We start from the raw sequence: 14881 nt of genomic DNA, 5'->3' as shown, positions 1-14881 counted from the left end.
TTTTGAGTCAGCGGCCACGCTGACAGCTTCACAGCTGCAAGCTAACCTGATCTCCCCAGATAAGAACGTAAACTTTCACTACACAACTGTATTATTTACTCTATTCATTAGATCACATAGCTTCTTTGTCCTTGGCCACCTCGCCTCCAAGCTAAGCTTTATACGGTACTTCTGTTCGTTGTCTGTTAATGGCTCACTCCCTGCATGGATGGCTATATCCTAGAGAGAGGCGTTGTCTAATTGAATTTTTCCCGGGTTCGGTAAGCTAGAGATGTATAACAAAGTGACTATGGTTGCTCGTCAAGTTTTTAAGCCATACTTTCATCCCAGTAGGTGTTATTCTTTACCATCGTATTCAGGATCGTAATCTGCTTTCTCATACAGGCAATCAGAGCGACCTTTTTAGGTTTACCAGCGTCGACTAGTCGCTTATACATCGGCTTTAATTTAGGATGATGTTGTATGGCCGACATGATGGAGACAAACAAAACTGTGCGTACACGATGCCTTCCACCTCGAATATATCGTTTGCCCTGGAAGCTGCCACTATCACGGTTCATCGGAGCGATACCTACAAGTGCAGCGATTTCTTTACGGTTCAATTTTCCTAGTTCTGGAAGTTCGCTCATCAACGTATAGGCTAATACATTTCCGACTCCTTTAGCGCTCAACAATAGGTCGCGCCTTTGCCGCCACTCAGACACACTGTTAACCAGTTTATCCAGTTGTTTGTCGATACCTTGTAGCTCTTTCTTGATGGTGTTTAGAATGGTCTGGATAGGTTTGTGCACTGATTTAGGCATCCTCTGCAGCCGATTCTTTTGCATTGTACTCATCTCTAAGCACTGACTTCTTACAGCCAGTAAGTCACTGATCTCCCTAAGCTTTTCTGGTTTTAGCACCGACAGCCTTGGCTTCATGGCCTCACCAAAATGTGCAATATCCATTGCATCTAGCTTGTCAGTTTTGGCGAGGCGCCCTGCGGATTTAGCGAAGCTTCTTATCTGCGAAGGGTTGCAAACAACAATAGGTAGCCCTGCTTTTTCTGCGGCGCAAACAAACTCTAATTCAAGTCTTCCTGTAGACTCTATTAGCACTCTTTGAGGTTTAAGAGGTTGTAGCTGTTTAATGGCATCCTTAATGCCATTTTTATCATTGGCAACACTAAAGAATTGGCCAGTAGGTCTCACATAAATATCGAGTTGTTTACTGCTGGTATCGATACCGACATTGATCTCTTGAGGTTCCATAAGATAAGCTATCTCCGCCTTGCTATTCGGGCTCGAGGCCCACATGACTATTCGAGTTATGCCTAGTGAGTGCTTATCACGTTCATACTTGTTATCGGTCTTTTACGCACCGGCCAGGCAGCGAACTGTGATAAACAAGGCCTTCGGTGGCCGCCGAAGGTGGGTCTCAATTTACCCGTTAGCGAAAAGGATTTTCAACATCAGAATTGATCAAGAACAACCATACAAGCGCAAGCAGCTTGCTTCGCCCTTTCGGGTCTCCGCGGGAGACCTAATATTATGCACGTTTTGTGCGGTTCGCTTTGCTCTCGGTTTCGCACAAAAAAGGTTTCAGGTAATATTTGGTTATTCTGCCTTAGTTTACTCATATCGAGTATGTGTTTAAGCCTCAGTAGCCATCGATCAAAACGTAACAAGACGTTGTTATTGGTGTAAGATCCCTTCAGCCAGAAGCGCTATTATAGTTACTAATAAGTGAAATTCTTTCTAAATTTAAGTATTTGCTTATACCTAAATCAATAAGTGCAGACTCGATTAATTTAGATAGTAATCTACCCACTACTCTCTTAAAGCGATTATTATTCGATATCACATAATACGCTCCATCACCTTTCATACGCAAAAAAACACCATTGATACCATTCAAACTGTCTTAGGTTATGAATCATTGTTATTTTCATTAGTATGCTTAATAAGGATCTTAATTGCTTGATTAAGTCAAACTACAGAATATACTTCATGGGGTGGTTAATTTATGGAAAGGTACTATAAAAAAAGCTCTTTAAACACTGCTAATAAGACACTTATAAAGTGCTTCGCTCTCACATGTATATGTTTGGCTCTGGGCTGCGATAATAGTGGTTCTGATAGCAATGACACATCCAAGGATACCACAACAGCAAGTGAATCGTTGCTTGCGCAATTTGGCGATGCTCAAGGCCGCTTTAGCGAAGAAACAATGCAGGCGTTATTGGAATATGAGGATACGTCGAACACATTGGCTCTTGTGCAGCTTATCGCAGTTAGTGATGCCTATAGTTTTAGCGACTACGAAAGCTCGATTGAATCAGTATGGTCTAGCGTAGGTGGAAGCACTGTCTTTATGAGCACAGTAGCTGCAACCATGTTCGCTGAAAGGGAATTTAGCGCGATTCGTATCGCCGAATTTCCGAATATTAATGCACTATTAGAAGCTATTAATTCAGACAATTTTACAACCTCTATTAATACGCTGTATGAAGCTTCAACTGATCAGACTTGGATATTAGGAACACCTGGGAATCTTCCGTTTGAACCTTCCGGTTCCTTCTCTGACCCAAGCCTGGATAATCTTGATGAAGATGAAGCCATTGAACTACTTCTCAGCTTAGGCGTATTAGATGATAGCGGCGAAGCGGTATCCCTTTACACAAATATAGATGTCATGATCGATATGATTGTCAGCGATTCACCCGACCCATTTTTTATGATGAACCTCATCGACTTTTATGAAACAGCACAATATTCTGACGGTCGAGAAACAGAACTAACCGGCGAAGAAGCTAATAGCATCTATGGTGAAACCATTGGACTAATACTTTTTTCTTACAATAGCGGCCCATCCTATTCAATGGATGTTGATATTGTTTTGACTGAAGATACTATCGACTGGGAAAAGATTATGATTGTGCGCTACGCCAGCCGTGATGCCTTTTTAAATGCTTTCTTAAACCCTGCTGCACAAGAAGCTTTAGAACATAAAGAGGCTGGATTAGAGAATACTTTTGTTTATTTAACAGAGCTAACTGAAACGGGCACGGAAAATTAGTTATCTTTTTAAGGCGGTTAAAGCTATTACAAGTCATTGGATGCTTCGTAAAAATACTTTTAGTGGGGCAGTTTCCCTCATTGAGTAGACGCCTACCTTTTGAATAGGGTAGGAGAAAAGAAAGTATTCAGCGAAGTACGTATTATTGATTGATACCATGCTTTAAGGCAACGATATTATCATTGTATAACCGACGCCGGACTAATATCACTCGCCGAAAGTAACTCCAACTCAATAAGTAAATATTGGCATCTTTAGACTCCCAACCATGTTTAACCTGACACCAATGCCCTCGGCCATGCTCTTGGTTAATAAGCCTATTCACTTAGTTATATTTTTTCAGATTAAACAGATAAGACATACCCATTTGCTCAAGTTTCTGCATGACCCCTTTGTTAGTCCAAGTTCAATCATCACGGAAAAAACGAGACCATTCTGAACGTTCAGTCGTTCGAATATGGCGAATAATTCAGACAAATTGTGACTCGAATGGCCTTCATTGGCCACCTTAACTCTAACATCCGAAAAGAGTCGCATATTCGCGACCTTAAAGCGTGACCAGTATGATACGTGATCCTCAGGTTTACGAGGGATATAATCTTTGACGCTAGTTATTGTTTACCGCAGATGGGGTTAACCTTGACATAAAAATTTAAATTAGAAAGTGTCGTTAATAGGGGACAATACTTCTCATGCAAATGTTGCTGCAATCAATCTTTAGCGGTTTTTCTACCAGCCTGGTTAAGGCGCGACGGGCTTAATCATGCCCAATAATTCCTTTGTTATAGCATCATTGGTGATCCCCTATTAATGCGCGTAACGTGAATGACCAGAGAGTATCGACAAGAATAATCCCCCAATTACATTTAATTTAGTGGGGGCATTACTACTCTGATATGCAAAGGGCACCCACAATACATGGTTCAAAAAGCTGGCCAGCGTTGATAACTGAATAAAGAGCGAAACTGACCCAATGGCATCAAAATGACATGTTTCTCCCAGTAGACATAGGCTTTATCTGTATAAGTATCGATTTCCCTAGGCAAACTCGATATATCTTTATTGGTTTTTTAAACTTCACTCGCAAGGTTAACTGAAGACTTTGAGCTTGACATAGTATTCAAAGAAAAATTTAAAAGCTTAGTATAACTTATCGAATTCCAACTTATTTTTTGAGTTAATGCTATTGTTAGATTGTGCATTAAGCTATAAGAATCTGGCTTAAATTGCTATATTTTACATATAGAGAAAACCGTTATGTGTTTTTCAGCCACAGCATCGTTCGGATCAGCAACCCTACTTCTAGTCGGCGGTGCTTTGTGTACAACACATGCTATAAAAAATGATAAAACCTATTTATTACTCGCAATTACTCCTCTCCTTTTTGCACTACAGCAAGCGAGTGAAGGGGTGGTATGGATTGGGTACAACGAAAATTTTACTTTACTGACGACAACAGCTTCTATTTTTTATTTGTTTTTTGCCCTATTTTTTTGGCTCACCTGGATACCAATCGTAGCCTTTAGCCTTGAGACAAAAAAATGGAAAAAAGTTTTTTTTATTACATTAATTGTCATAGGTTTTGTCTTTGGTTTATATCTTTGGGCACCTATCCTATTAGAAACGGGACCAAGACACTTACTAAAAACGAGTGTATGCGGGCATAGCCTATGCTATATCACGTCCGATTACAGCTTGTTCGCCATTACAGCAGGACATATTATTTATTCTTTACTCGGCTTTTTATTTTTATTATCGAGCAATAGAATTTTTAGAAAGTTTTGGGCACTTGTCATGCTACTTGGTGTTATCGTCTACTTCACTCAGCGTGAAACATGGGTATCAACCTGGTGTTTCTTTGCTGCATTATCGACCTTATGGATTTATTTTCTATTAATAAATGATTATAAAGCAAAGATGAAAAAACAAGATTCATGATTACAACTGTAAAGCTAATTTAGCCACAGTGTTAGGAGTGATATAATTATTCCATAGTCAGCAAGTATTATTAAACATATTCATGTTGGATATCCATAGTTCAAGGTTCAAGAACCAGTTTAAGTTTTAAACCCTAAGACCTCTCAGATAGCAATCTTTACCCAAATTCAAAACTAGCGCCAATTCCAGCGGACAAACATCAACTATCTATTTTCAGACTGCCTACCAAATCTCCCCTCTCTCCTCCCAACCTTTTGGCACACTTAACCTCCGAGTCATCAACAGCTCCACAGAGATTGGGCAGCTGATTATTCTATAGTCACTCCTGCCGTTATTTAGAGGTCCGCGAAGAGATGTGAGAAAATAATCTGCAAGTGAAAGAGTTACAGTTTGATATAAAAAATGGGATAGTAGCCAAACTGGTAGTTATTGTAGCTTGTACAACCGAGCTAGATAAGTTTAGCTCTATTATTTTAAAGTAATATTTGTGTTTAGCAGAAGAATTTCTTTTGAGGTAGTAATCAGGATAATAGTTGTATGGTATGGATATACTTTTCATCAGAGATATGTTAGTTCCTTCGAGATCAATGACGGTACTCTTGTGACACTCTGTGAGATCCAAAGGTTGATAGTAGCAAGCACGCAGACTTAGGTTTCTCTTTGTTTCAAGATAAATCATTGACTAATGGCAATTTATCTATTCAGTAACCTGTGAAATGGGAATATCTTATTTTCTTATCACAGAAAGGGGATATCTTTCCTCCCTTGTGATCCGCTGACATTTCATATATGTAATCACTTCTGAGTGAGAGCGAAAACATCTGACATTAGGGGTTATCTACTTGTTTTTTGGGTATGTCACACTTGTTTTATGAATTTTTAATATATAATGTTCACCGCTTTGTAGCAGAACACTCCTACTGCTCCAAATATGGATATGACCTTAGCTAAGATAGATAAATTGAAAGTAGCACTTAAAAGTTTAGTTGGTATATTCGTTGGTTTTATTGTTGCGCTAGTTACAATAATGGCTCTCTCATTCTTTAGTATTTTTATATTCTCTTATCTTATTGTTGACAAGGCCCCAATGGATATACTGATGACTTCAGTTGAGCCTTTGATATATTCATTGTTCACAATATTTGTTGGTATTGCTATTGGTATTTACTTATCAGCTGAAATATCGGGAAGTCCAAATATAGTAAATGCGATATTAGTCGCAGCCATGTATGGTGGTTTTATGTTCTATATTGGCCAATCTCCATCGAACCTGGATAAAGAGTATCCCATTTGGTATGAAATAGCATCAAATATAGTTTTGGTACCTTCGTTCATAGCTGGGTACTTTCTTACTCTAAAAGCAAAATCAAATACTTGATGAGGCGGGTTATGCCCAACCACTTCACTTCCTTGCCGACCAGTACGTTAATATGCCCACGTTTCAGCACACATGTACTATTTTGTGTATCAAAATGAAATATAGAAAAGCTGAAATAGAAAGACTCAACTTAAGTGTTCGGTGGCTTAATTCTAAGCACGCCAAAAATGCTTACGATTTTGCAGCTAAATACAGTGCGACCGATTTTTATGGGTTAAATAGTGAAGTCGTTGAATCAATTTTCAAACTAGAGATTGAGAGTGATTCCATTGCAGATGCTTGGTTAAAGAGTAATTTCAATACCGTGGGAACAGTTCAGGGGGTATTTAGTGAGAATGAAGTTTTTATTCTAGCAACCAATATCTTCCTGGATGCTTGGCAGGATATATTTACGCCCACCAAAGATGATGCGATGGTTCTGCACAATAATTCAAACACAGTTTTATTCTATTCTCACGAACATGTACTTGAGATAGGACAAAGGAAAGTATAATAGAAAGCTATCTATATTACAGCACCCAGTCACTTCGCGTTAAATATTAGGTAAAATTTAATACTGTACATAATTAAGGGAAGCTAACCTCAAGGCTATAAAAATCAAACTTGAAAATTGGACACCTTAAACTAAAAGGAATATAAAATGAGAAAAATTTTTCTGGCAAGTATTATTGCTGCAGCTTCACAAGTGACCAATGCCTATGAGGCAAATGAGCTTAAGGGTACTTGGTGCTTTTACGAACAAGAAGCGGCAGGAAATGTCGCCGCTGAAAATGTCACAATTACTCTCCAGAAAGATGGCTCCTATAAGTGGGTCGATAGTTTTTGGAAGCAGGATGGTACTTGGTCTGTTGAAGACAACAAGTTAATAATGTCAAATGTTGGATCTCATAAGCTTCTATCAGTTACTCCAAGCAATGTTGAAATGGTTCGCGGAAGTACAATGAGAATGCGTAAAGGCCCATGCCAATAGAAAATCAATAGGGTCGCCTTATAACTGGCACGTGGATATTAAATGCGATCCGCGTGCCAACCACATTGGGCTTTGATTATCAGAAGCCCAGCATTTAGCTCGCTACTATGGTATATTGCTGGCAATCCTATGTAGGCCAACACCTACCAGTTAAAATTTTATGAAACTCAAATTTATTTTACCGAACATGAAGAGTTTATTTTTTACCCTGTCCTTTTTATTTATTTCCGGGTGTGCCTCAACCCCTAACATATATGAGAGACATGAGAAGGCTAACGAACTTGAGGCTCAGGCGGAGGAAGCCAGGGTCCGCAATAACTATTCTATGGCTACACAACTAGACAGAAAGGCCGAGAACCTAAGAGAAAAAGATATTACCAACAAAGAGGATATCGTTTCATATATATTCTCCGGACTTTTTCAGCGACTACTGGGAGGAAGCTCCAAGAGTGACAAAAATGATTGGCGGTAAAGCAACGCACTAGACTATATCTTGATCAACAAGCGTTAGCGGAAGTTCGATTAGCCCCTTCAAAGAATTTTCGCTTCAAATTTTCCTCACATAAAATGACAATTGCGTTCGTCATATCGACCTCAGTATTGATGAACGACCAGCGAAGATATCCCCCCCTGAAAAATTCAATGTAAGTGATGTATTGTTATCTTCATTCGAAACCTCTCACAGCACCAAATGCTGAGGCTAATGGTATAATCGGGATTAGACTCGCTTAAACACTGCTGCACAGCTAAAAACATGCTTCACTCTGGACTGGCTATCGGTCAGCTTGGTGATGACTATGATCAGGAACTAGACCCGAAAGCTGCTCAAATTGTTTACAGGCCAAACTACTGGAAAACCCGTGCATCCCATACTCTCTATAGAAAACCTGCAGTGCCGCTACGGTGAGCAGGTAGTTATCGAATCAGTCTCCTTTGCTTTACAGGCCGGGGAAATTGCCTGTTTATTGGGCCCCAGCGGTTGTGGCAAGACAACGCTGCTGCACGCCATCGCTGGTTTTCAACCGGTCGCAGCGGGGAGTATCCAGCTATCCGGGAAAGTGATTTCCTCCCGTGAGAAACAGATTCCCGCAGAGCAACGGAAAATTGGGGTGGTCTTTCAGGACTACGCCCTCTTCCCACACCTCACTGTTGAGCAGAATATTGCCTTCGGTATCCAATCAATTCCGAAAAGCGAGCGGCAATCCCGCACCCAGTCTTTGCTAAAGTTAGTGCGCCTGGAAGGCTTCGGGCAACAGTACCCGCACCAGCTTTCTGGCGGTCAGCAGCAGCGTGTCGCTCTGGCTCGAGCACTGGCACCGCGCCCCAAGCTGTTACTTTTGGATGAGCCCTTCTCCAACCTGGATACCGAGTTGCGCCGCAATCTCGCCGCCGAAGTCCGCCATATACTGCGCGAAGAGAAGATCCCTGCGATTATTGTTACCCACGACCGCCATGAGGCCTTTATTGCCGGAGATAAGTTGGGAGTGCTTAGCCAGGGCCAATTACAGCAATGGGATAGCCCCCTAGACACTTATCAGACACCAAGAAATTTGGTAGTTGCAAGGATCGTCAGTGAAGGAAACATCATTTCCGGCACTGTTGTGGGCAATGACCTGATCAGCACCCCTCTGGGGGAAGTAAAGGCTCCGACAGCTGCATACGCAGAGGGAGATAAGCTCGAACTGTTTGTGCGCAGTGAGGATATTGCCGCAGGCGAACATCCCGGAGCTGTTATGGCCCAGGTTATGGAAAAGAATTTTCTCGGCAATCAGGTGAACTATCGCTTTCAGCTGGCCGCAGGGGAAACTGTCGAGGCCGCTTTAAATGCAGATATTCAAGCGGCTCCCGGTGATAAACTTCCCCTGCATCTCTCCTCTGCACTGGTGTTTGACCAGGCCCGATAGACGCTATCAGGACAGGGCGGGTGCTTCAGAGCCCGCCAGGGCTGTGCGCTCCTCACCTCTGCGCCAACCAATGGAACGGCTCAATAAAATTACCGGTATCAATCCCACCAGGACAATCAACAAGGCTCCCAGGGCCGAGCGTTCCAGCATCTCATCGGAAGCAAACTGGTAAACATAAGTGGCCAGGGTATCAAAGCCAAAGGGGCGTAGTAGCAAAGTCGCCGGCAGTTCTTTCATACAATCCACAAATACCACCAAGCCACCCGTTAGCAGGCCTGTACGCACCAAAGGTAGATGTACAGCCCACAGGGTTTGCCAGCTATTGCGCCCCAGGGAGCGGGCAGCGCGATCCATTGAAGGGGTTACCTTCTCCAGGCTGGATTCTATGGCCCCTGTGGACACTGCCAGGAAGCGCACCGTGTAGGCAAAAATAATGGCGAAAATACTGCCGCTTAACAGCAGCCCTATGGAGATATCAAAGTGTTCACGTAAAAAACCATCCACCGCATTATCAAAAGCGGCCAGGGGAATCAGAACACCAATCGCCAATACCGCCCCTGGCATTGCATAACCCAGCTTGGAAAAGCCGACCAAGACCCGTACGGATCTTTTGGGTTGCAACCGCTTACCGTAAGCCAACAGTAAACCCAAAAACACAGAAACCAGTGCCGCTGCGATTGACAGCAACAAGCTATTGCTGGCGATCTGTATAAAATCTTCGCTCCAATAACTGGAGAAGTTGCTGAATGCGTAACCTCCCAGAACCAGCAGGGGAATAATAAAACCGGCCACCAACAGTAACCCGCAGAACAATAGAGCCACACCGGATCGCCAGCCGCGCAATAGATAGCGTTCACGCTGGGAATTTGGCGATTGTACAAAGTGCTTCTGTCTCGCCCGCCCCATTCGCTCCAGCGTAATTAACAGAACGACAAAAATCAGAGTGCTACAGGCAATTTGTGCCGCGCCTCCTAAATTACCGTGGCTCAACCAGGTATCGTAAATCCCGACACTCAAGGTGCGTACGGCAAAGAAGTCCACGGTGCCGAAATCATTCAGGGTTTCCATCAACACCAGTGATAAACCCACCGCAATTGCCGGGCGTGCCATTGGCAGGGAAACGCGCAAGAAGCTCTGCCAGGGCGTACAGCCCAATGACCGGCTCGCAGCACGTATACTGCCGCACTGCTCGATAAAGGCTGCTCGCGCGAGCATATAGACATAGGGGAAGAGCACCAGTGACAGCATGGCAATCGCCCCACCCATGCTACGGATCTCCGGGAACCAGTAATCCCTAGCTGTCTGCCAATCAAACCAGGCCCGCAAGGACTTTTGCACAGGGCCCGCATACTCCAGCAAATCCGTGTAAACGTAGGCAATCACATAGGCGGGAACAGCAAACGGCAATAACAGCCCCCACTCAAACAAACGTCGCCCGGGGAACTGGCACATGCTCACCAGCCAGGCGCTGCCCACGCCTGCTATCAGCGTTACCAAACCGACACCGCCAGCCAGAATCAATGTGGAGGACACATAGTGAAACAACACCGTATCCACCAGGTGCGGCCAGATATTTTCTTCAGGGAAAAATGCCAACCAAAAAATGGATAGCACTGGCAGGGCTACCAGTAGGGAAATAGTAGCTACCAGTAGCAGCCAGCGGGAAGCTGATAAGTTTGCTCGGTTTAGCATGGATTAAGGAATCAAAAGCTCATTATAAAAGAACGGCCCTGGTCTCTCGACAGGGCCGTTCGAATAAGGCTGAGATAGTGCTGCCAATTTGCCAAGCAGCAATTCCCATTCAGTTAACCATTCTAAAAGTCAAAGCGTACTTCATCAACCATACGGGAAGCCGCCGGAACGTAAGAACCGATCTCCGTGAGACTCAGATCGTCTTCTTTAAACTCACCCATATACTCCTTAATCAACTCAGAGCGGGCAGTGCCAGGGCGTACCGGGAACTCAAAGTTTTTCTCAGCGTAAGAGTATTGAGCATCGGCGCCGCTGAGGAATTCCAGCAGCTTAACGGCATTTTCACGGTTGGGGGCATGCTTGGTCAGCGCCGCACCGGAAATAAACATATGGGTACCGCGATCTTTCTGGTTAGGGAAGACCAGGTTGACTGACTTGGCCCAATCCACCTGCTCCGGCTGCTCCTTATTGGTAATCATTTTACCAAAGTAGTAGCTGTTACCCAGGGAAAGGTCGCAGACACCTTCGCTAATGGCTTTAACCTGAGCGCGGTCATTGCCCTGAGGCTTACGCGCCAGATTCGCTTTCACGCCTTGCAGCCACTCTTTGGTTTCTGCTTCACCGTGATGGGCGATCATGGAGGCGATCAAGGACAGGGTGTAGGGGTGCTTGCCGCTGCGAGTACAGATTCGGCCCTTCCACTTAGGGTCTACCAACTCTTCGTAGCGAGTAATTTCGCCGGGCTTAACGCGGTCTTTGGAGGCGTAAATTAAACGCGCTCGGGTGGTCAGGCCGAACCAGTTGCCGGCGTTATCGCGAAATTGTGATGGGATATTGTCTTCCAGGATTTCACTGCTTACCGGTTGGGTCAGCTGCTTATTAAGTAGATCCATCAGGCTGCTGGTATTGGAAGTCAGGACCAGGTCGGCGGGGCTGTTGCGCCCTTCCCTTTGCAGGCGCTCATTCAAGCCTTTACTGGCGTAGACCACTTTGGTCTCAATACCGGTTTTTGCGGTGAACTCCTTCAAGATCGGCTCTATCAGGAAAGGCTGTCGGTAGGAGTAGATATTTACCTGCTCGGCCGCACTGGCACCCACAGCACCCAACAAGCCGGCAACTGCCAGCACTTTTTGAAATAGAGCTCTGGTAGACATTATCGATGATCACCCTCAGATTAAACGAGAAACATTCTCATTTGATTTAATAGCAATGTCAATAAAAATACACATGGCTTCAATTGACAAAGCAAAGTCGCAATTTTCCTCCTATGCTTAGGCTTGAAACTGCCACAGATAGAGGCCTCATGTACCGCTTTGGGCTTGTAATAGCATTGATCCTGACAGTCTACGGCTGCGAAGGCCCCAAGGACTCCAAACCGCCTGTAGCTCCTGCGGATGAAGCGGCTACCGACGCCATGAAGGAGCCCATTGCCCCACCAGGTGATATGGGGAAGGCCGACAAAAAAGCTACAGCTATCTGTACCCCCGAGTGGTTTGAATGGGTCCAGCAGCAGGTTATTGCACAACAAAATGGCGATATGGCCAACCTTTACCCTTCTGGTATGCCAACTACCGGCAGCGAGGAGTGGTTCACTGCTATTTCCCAGCTCAGCGGAGTCGATACCAGCGGCTTACAGCCCGGAGGAATGGAGTGGTGTGAGGCCATCCAAAAGCACCTCACAGAGGGTAGTGGGCAACCCCTGCAGTGAAGACCAGCAGATCAAACCCCGATGTTTACGAATTGATTGGAAGTATGAATCACCCGGTTAAAGGAAGCTTTGATTCACTGAACATCGCAACTGAGCAAAACAGACAGCGAGGTAATAGCATCATGCAGCCTATCAGCAAATTGTTGCTGGCCGTTATCGCCGCCACAGCAATACCAAGCGCAATCGCCAAAGAAAAGCCACCTCCCGGAGCTATGGCCCTTTCCACCGTGTTAACTAAATTGGAACAACAGGGCTACACCCCAATTGTGGAAGTTGACTTGGACAACGGTAAGTGGAAAGTTGAAGCCTATAAGGGCGAGCAGAAGTACGATCTTCATGTAGACCCAAATTCTGCTGAGGTCTTATCGGAAAAACCGGACAACAATTAACGATTGTGGTCCCCTCTCCCAAGACACCTAGGCGGGCCGGCTCCCAAAGCCGGCCCAACTTTATTTACATTACAAATTTGATGCAATGCACGCCATAAATTGCAGTGTCAAAACAAACTCGGCCATATCCCGGATAGAATTTGCTATCCGTTTATCAAAGCTATTAATAAGAATTTACCGGAATTGACAAGTGCCTGACGGGATTGGTCAATCACTCCGCGTGAATTTGGTTTAGTCTTTCTGGAATCAACGCCACAGGATAATAAAATGACAACGCAAACCCTGACCCGGCAGGATGCAGACATAGCGGTACTGCAAAATCATCTCGACAAACAGCGCCGTGCCTACCTGGCCAACCCAACCCCCAGCTACCAGCAGCGAATCCAGGACCTTAAAACCCTTGCCCGGCTCCTGCGCGAACAGCAGGAGCCCATTATCCAGGCAATCAGTAATGACTACGGAAATCGTGCCCGGGAAGAAATACTACTCTACGATATCTACCCTGCCCTCTCTGGTATTAAAGAGACGATCAAGCGCTTAAAGAGGTGGATGAAGCCCAGAGCACGCCATACAGACTTTAAGTCCTATCCATTGTCTAAGAATCGTGTTGTCCCACAGCCCCTGGGAGTCATTGGCGTCATTGTGCCGTGGAACTTCCCGATAAACCTTAGCTTTTCACCACTGACCAATATTTTCGCTGCAGGCAACCAGGCGATGGTCAAAATGTCCACTAACTCCAAGCACCTGGCAGAATTACTCAGTGAAGTTAGCGAGCAGTATTTCTCAGAAGAAAAACTTGTTTTTATTCCCGATGCCAATGAGATAGGCCCAATTTTTTCCAGCCTTAAATTCGATCACCTGATCTTTACCGGCTCCAGTAATACTGGCCGCGCGGTAATGCGCTCCGCCGCAGAAAACCTAACTCCAGTTACCTTGGAGCTCGGAGGCAAATCGCCGGCAATTGTTGCCCCAGATTACCCGGTAAAAAAAGCAGCCGAGCAACTAATCTATTGGAAATTGGTAAATGCCGGGCAGATCTGTGTCAATGTGGACTACCTCTTCTTACCTGATGAACATCTTGAAGAGTTTATCGAACACGCAAAACATTATGTTCAGAAGCGTTACCCTGACTTAAATGGCCGGGATTACACATCCATTATTGACGACACGTCTTATCAACGCATCTGGGCAACCCTGGATGATGCTAAAGCCAAAGGTGCTAAAGCTATAGATTTAAGCTCGGGCAAACTGGACAGGGACAATAAACTGCGTAAGTTCCCTCCGCATATCCTCACTAATGTCGATAGCGAGATGCTGGCAATGCAAAGGGAAATTTTTGGTCCTCTATTGCCTATTATCACATACTCCAAGCCTGAGGAAGTTATTGAATATATTAATGCCCGCCCGAGACCCCTGGCAATTTACCCCTACACCCACGATAAAACGCTGCAGAATTTATATATCGATAAAGTAATGTCTGGAGGCGTATCGGTAAATAATTGCGTACTGCACGTTGGCCAGCACGATATTCCATTTGGCGGTGTTGGTGAAAGTGGTATGGGCCACTACCACGGCTACGAAGGATTCCTGACTTTCTCTAAACTGCGCCCTATCTTCTATCAGGGCCCAATTGATCTATTGAAGTTACTACGCCCTCCCTATGGCAAGCTCTCAACTCGTGTTATCGACTTTATGCTAAAACTAACCCGCTAATCTTTTATGGTCTGGTAACACCCTGTTGCCGGACCATTCACTGCTATAATAGCCCCCTGACCAATTCAAAATCACTACAGCCCGCTGGCACTGCGATAATCCCTAGTCCAAACTAATACTATGGCTTGTTAG

12 protein-coding genes are annotated in these 14881 nt (G+C 44.5%); 9 read left to right on the top strand and 3 right to left on the bottom strand.

Annotation, left to right across the window (positions count from 1 at the left end; genetic code table 11):
- Positions 1 to 308: 308 nt before the first annotated feature.
- Positions 309 to 1250 carry an IS110 family transposase gene (locus BTJ40_RS05705; protein WP_108732179.1) on the bottom strand — a complete coding sequence of 314 codons (942 nt, stop codon included), beginning with the start codon at positions 1248 to 1250 and terminating at the stop codon, positions 309 to 311.
- A 754-nt stretch (positions 1251 to 2004) separates the two neighbouring features.
- Between BTJ40_RS05705 and BTJ40_RS05700 the strand changes: the two genes are divergently transcribed.
- The 6 genes from BTJ40_RS05700 to BTJ40_RS05670 all read left to right on the top strand — a co-directional run bounded on the left by BTJ40_RS05700 (position 2005) and on the right by BTJ40_RS05670 (position 9247).
- Positions 2005 to 3057 carry a hypothetical protein gene (locus tag BTJ40_RS05700; protein ID WP_157953908.1) on the top strand — a complete coding sequence of 351 codons (1053 nt, stop codon included), beginning with the start codon at positions 2005 to 2007 and terminating at the stop codon, positions 3055 to 3057.
- A gap of 1257 nt (positions 3058 to 4314) precedes the next feature.
- Positions 4315 to 4995 carry a DUF6629 family protein gene (locus BTJ40_RS05695; RefSeq protein WP_108732177.1) on the top strand — a complete coding sequence of 227 codons (681 nt, stop codon included), beginning with the start codon at positions 4315 to 4317 and terminating at the stop codon, positions 4993 to 4995.
- A 961-nt stretch (positions 4996 to 5956) separates the two neighbouring features.
- Positions 5957 to 6373 carry a hypothetical protein gene (locus BTJ40_RS05690; RefSeq protein WP_157953907.1) on the top strand — a complete coding sequence of 139 codons (417 nt, stop codon included), beginning with the start codon at positions 5957 to 5959 and terminating at the stop codon, positions 6371 to 6373.
- Between the two features lie 94 nt (positions 6374 to 6467).
- Positions 6468 to 6866, top strand: a complete 399-nt coding sequence (locus BTJ40_RS05685; RefSeq protein ID WP_108732175.1) for a hypothetical protein — start codon at positions 6468 to 6470, stop codon at positions 6864 to 6866.
- A 147-nt stretch (positions 6867 to 7013) separates the two neighbouring features.
- Positions 7014 to 7343, top strand: a complete 330-nt coding sequence (locus BTJ40_RS05680) for a lipocalin-like domain-containing protein (RefSeq protein ID WP_108732174.1) — start codon at positions 7014 to 7016, stop codon at positions 7341 to 7343.
- Between the two features lie 860 nt (positions 7344 to 8203).
- Entirely contained in the window at positions 8204 to 9247 is a 1044-nt protein-coding gene (locus BTJ40_RS05670) for an ABC transporter ATP-binding protein (RefSeq protein ID WP_108732172.1), read from the top strand.
- Positions 9248 to 9253: 6 nt separating this feature from the next.
- On the opposite strand, the gene BTJ40_RS05665 is transcribed toward BTJ40_RS05670, so the two are convergent.
- Positions 9254 to 10939 (bottom strand): iron ABC transporter permease, encoded by a 1686-nt coding sequence (locus BTJ40_RS05665; protein WP_108732171.1) that lies wholly within the window; start codon positions 10937 to 10939, stop codon positions 9254 to 9256.
- Positions 10940 to 11061: 122 nt separating this feature from the next.
- Positions 11062 to 12093, bottom strand: a complete 1032-nt coding sequence (locus BTJ40_RS05660; protein WP_108732170.1) for a Fe(3+) ABC transporter substrate-binding protein — start codon at positions 12091 to 12093, stop codon at positions 11062 to 11064.
- A 149-nt stretch (positions 12094 to 12242) separates the two neighbouring features.
- Here BTJ40_RS05660 and BTJ40_RS05655 point away from each other — a divergent pair, with 149 nt between their 5' ends.
- The 3 genes from BTJ40_RS05655 (at position 12243) to BTJ40_RS05645 (ending at position 14749) form a co-directional block, all read left to right on the top strand.
- On the top strand, positions 12243 to 12647 hold the full coding sequence (locus BTJ40_RS05655; RefSeq protein ID WP_108732169.1) for a hypothetical protein: 405 nt from the start codon (positions 12243 to 12245) through the stop codon (positions 12645 to 12647).
- Complete coding sequence (locus tag BTJ40_RS05650) at positions 12644 to 13036, top strand: PepSY domain-containing protein (protein WP_238152145.1); 393 nt, start codon at positions 12644 to 12646, stop codon at positions 13034 to 13036. Before BTJ40_RS05655 ends, BTJ40_RS05650 begins: the two co-directional genes overlap by 4 nt.
- 267 nt (positions 13037 to 13303) lie before the next feature.
- Positions 13304 to 14749: a coniferyl aldehyde dehydrogenase gene (locus BTJ40_RS05645; RefSeq protein WP_108732168.1), complete on the top strand. Its 1446-nt coding sequence runs from the start codon at positions 13304 to 13306 to the stop codon at positions 14747 to 14749.
- Positions 14750 to 14881 lie beyond the last annotated feature (132 nt).

The organism is Microbulbifer sp. A4B17, from assembly GCF_003076275.1.
Classification (GTDB): Bacteria; Pseudomonadota; Gammaproteobacteria; order Pseudomonadales; family Cellvibrionaceae; genus Microbulbifer.
Note: the sequence above shows the minus strand (reverse complement) of the source record. Positions and strands in the feature narration are given on the sequence as shown.

What these genes read in the sequence shown, in the direction of transcription:
- BTJ40_RS05705 (WP_108732179.1), bottom strand. Translation starts at nt 1,250, where the DNA reads ATGGAACCTCAAGAGATCAATGTCGGTATCGATACCAGCAGTAAACAA.
- BTJ40_RS05700 (WP_157953908.1), top strand. Translation starts at nt 2,005, where the DNA reads ATGGAAAGGTACTATAAAAAAAGCTCTTTAAACACTGCTAATAAGACA.
- BTJ40_RS05695 (WP_108732177.1), top strand. Translation starts at nt 4,315, where the DNA reads ATGTGTTTTTCAGCCACAGCATCGTTCGGATCAGCAACCCTACTTCTA.
- BTJ40_RS05685 (WP_108732175.1), top strand. Translation starts at nt 6,468, where the DNA reads ATGAAATATAGAAAAGCTGAAATAGAAAGACTCAACTTAAGTGTTCGG.
- BTJ40_RS05680 (WP_108732174.1), top strand. Translation starts at nt 7,014, where the DNA reads ATGAGAAAAATTTTTCTGGCAAGTATTATTGCTGCAGCTTCACAAGTG.
- BTJ40_RS05665 (WP_108732171.1), bottom strand. Translation starts at nt 10,939, where the DNA reads ATGCTAAACCGAGCAAACTTATCAGCTTCCCGCTGGCTGCTACTGGTA.
- BTJ40_RS05660 (WP_108732170.1), bottom strand. Translation starts at nt 12,093, where the DNA reads ATGTCTACCAGAGCTCTATTTCAAAAAGTGCTGGCAGTTGCCGGCTTG.
- BTJ40_RS05655 (WP_108732169.1), top strand. Translation starts at nt 12,243, where the DNA reads ATGTACCGCTTTGGGCTTGTAATAGCATTGATCCTGACAGTCTACGGC.
- BTJ40_RS05645 (WP_108732168.1), top strand. Translation starts at nt 13,304, where the DNA reads ATGACAACGCAAACCCTGACCCGGCAGGATGCAGACATAGCGGTACTG.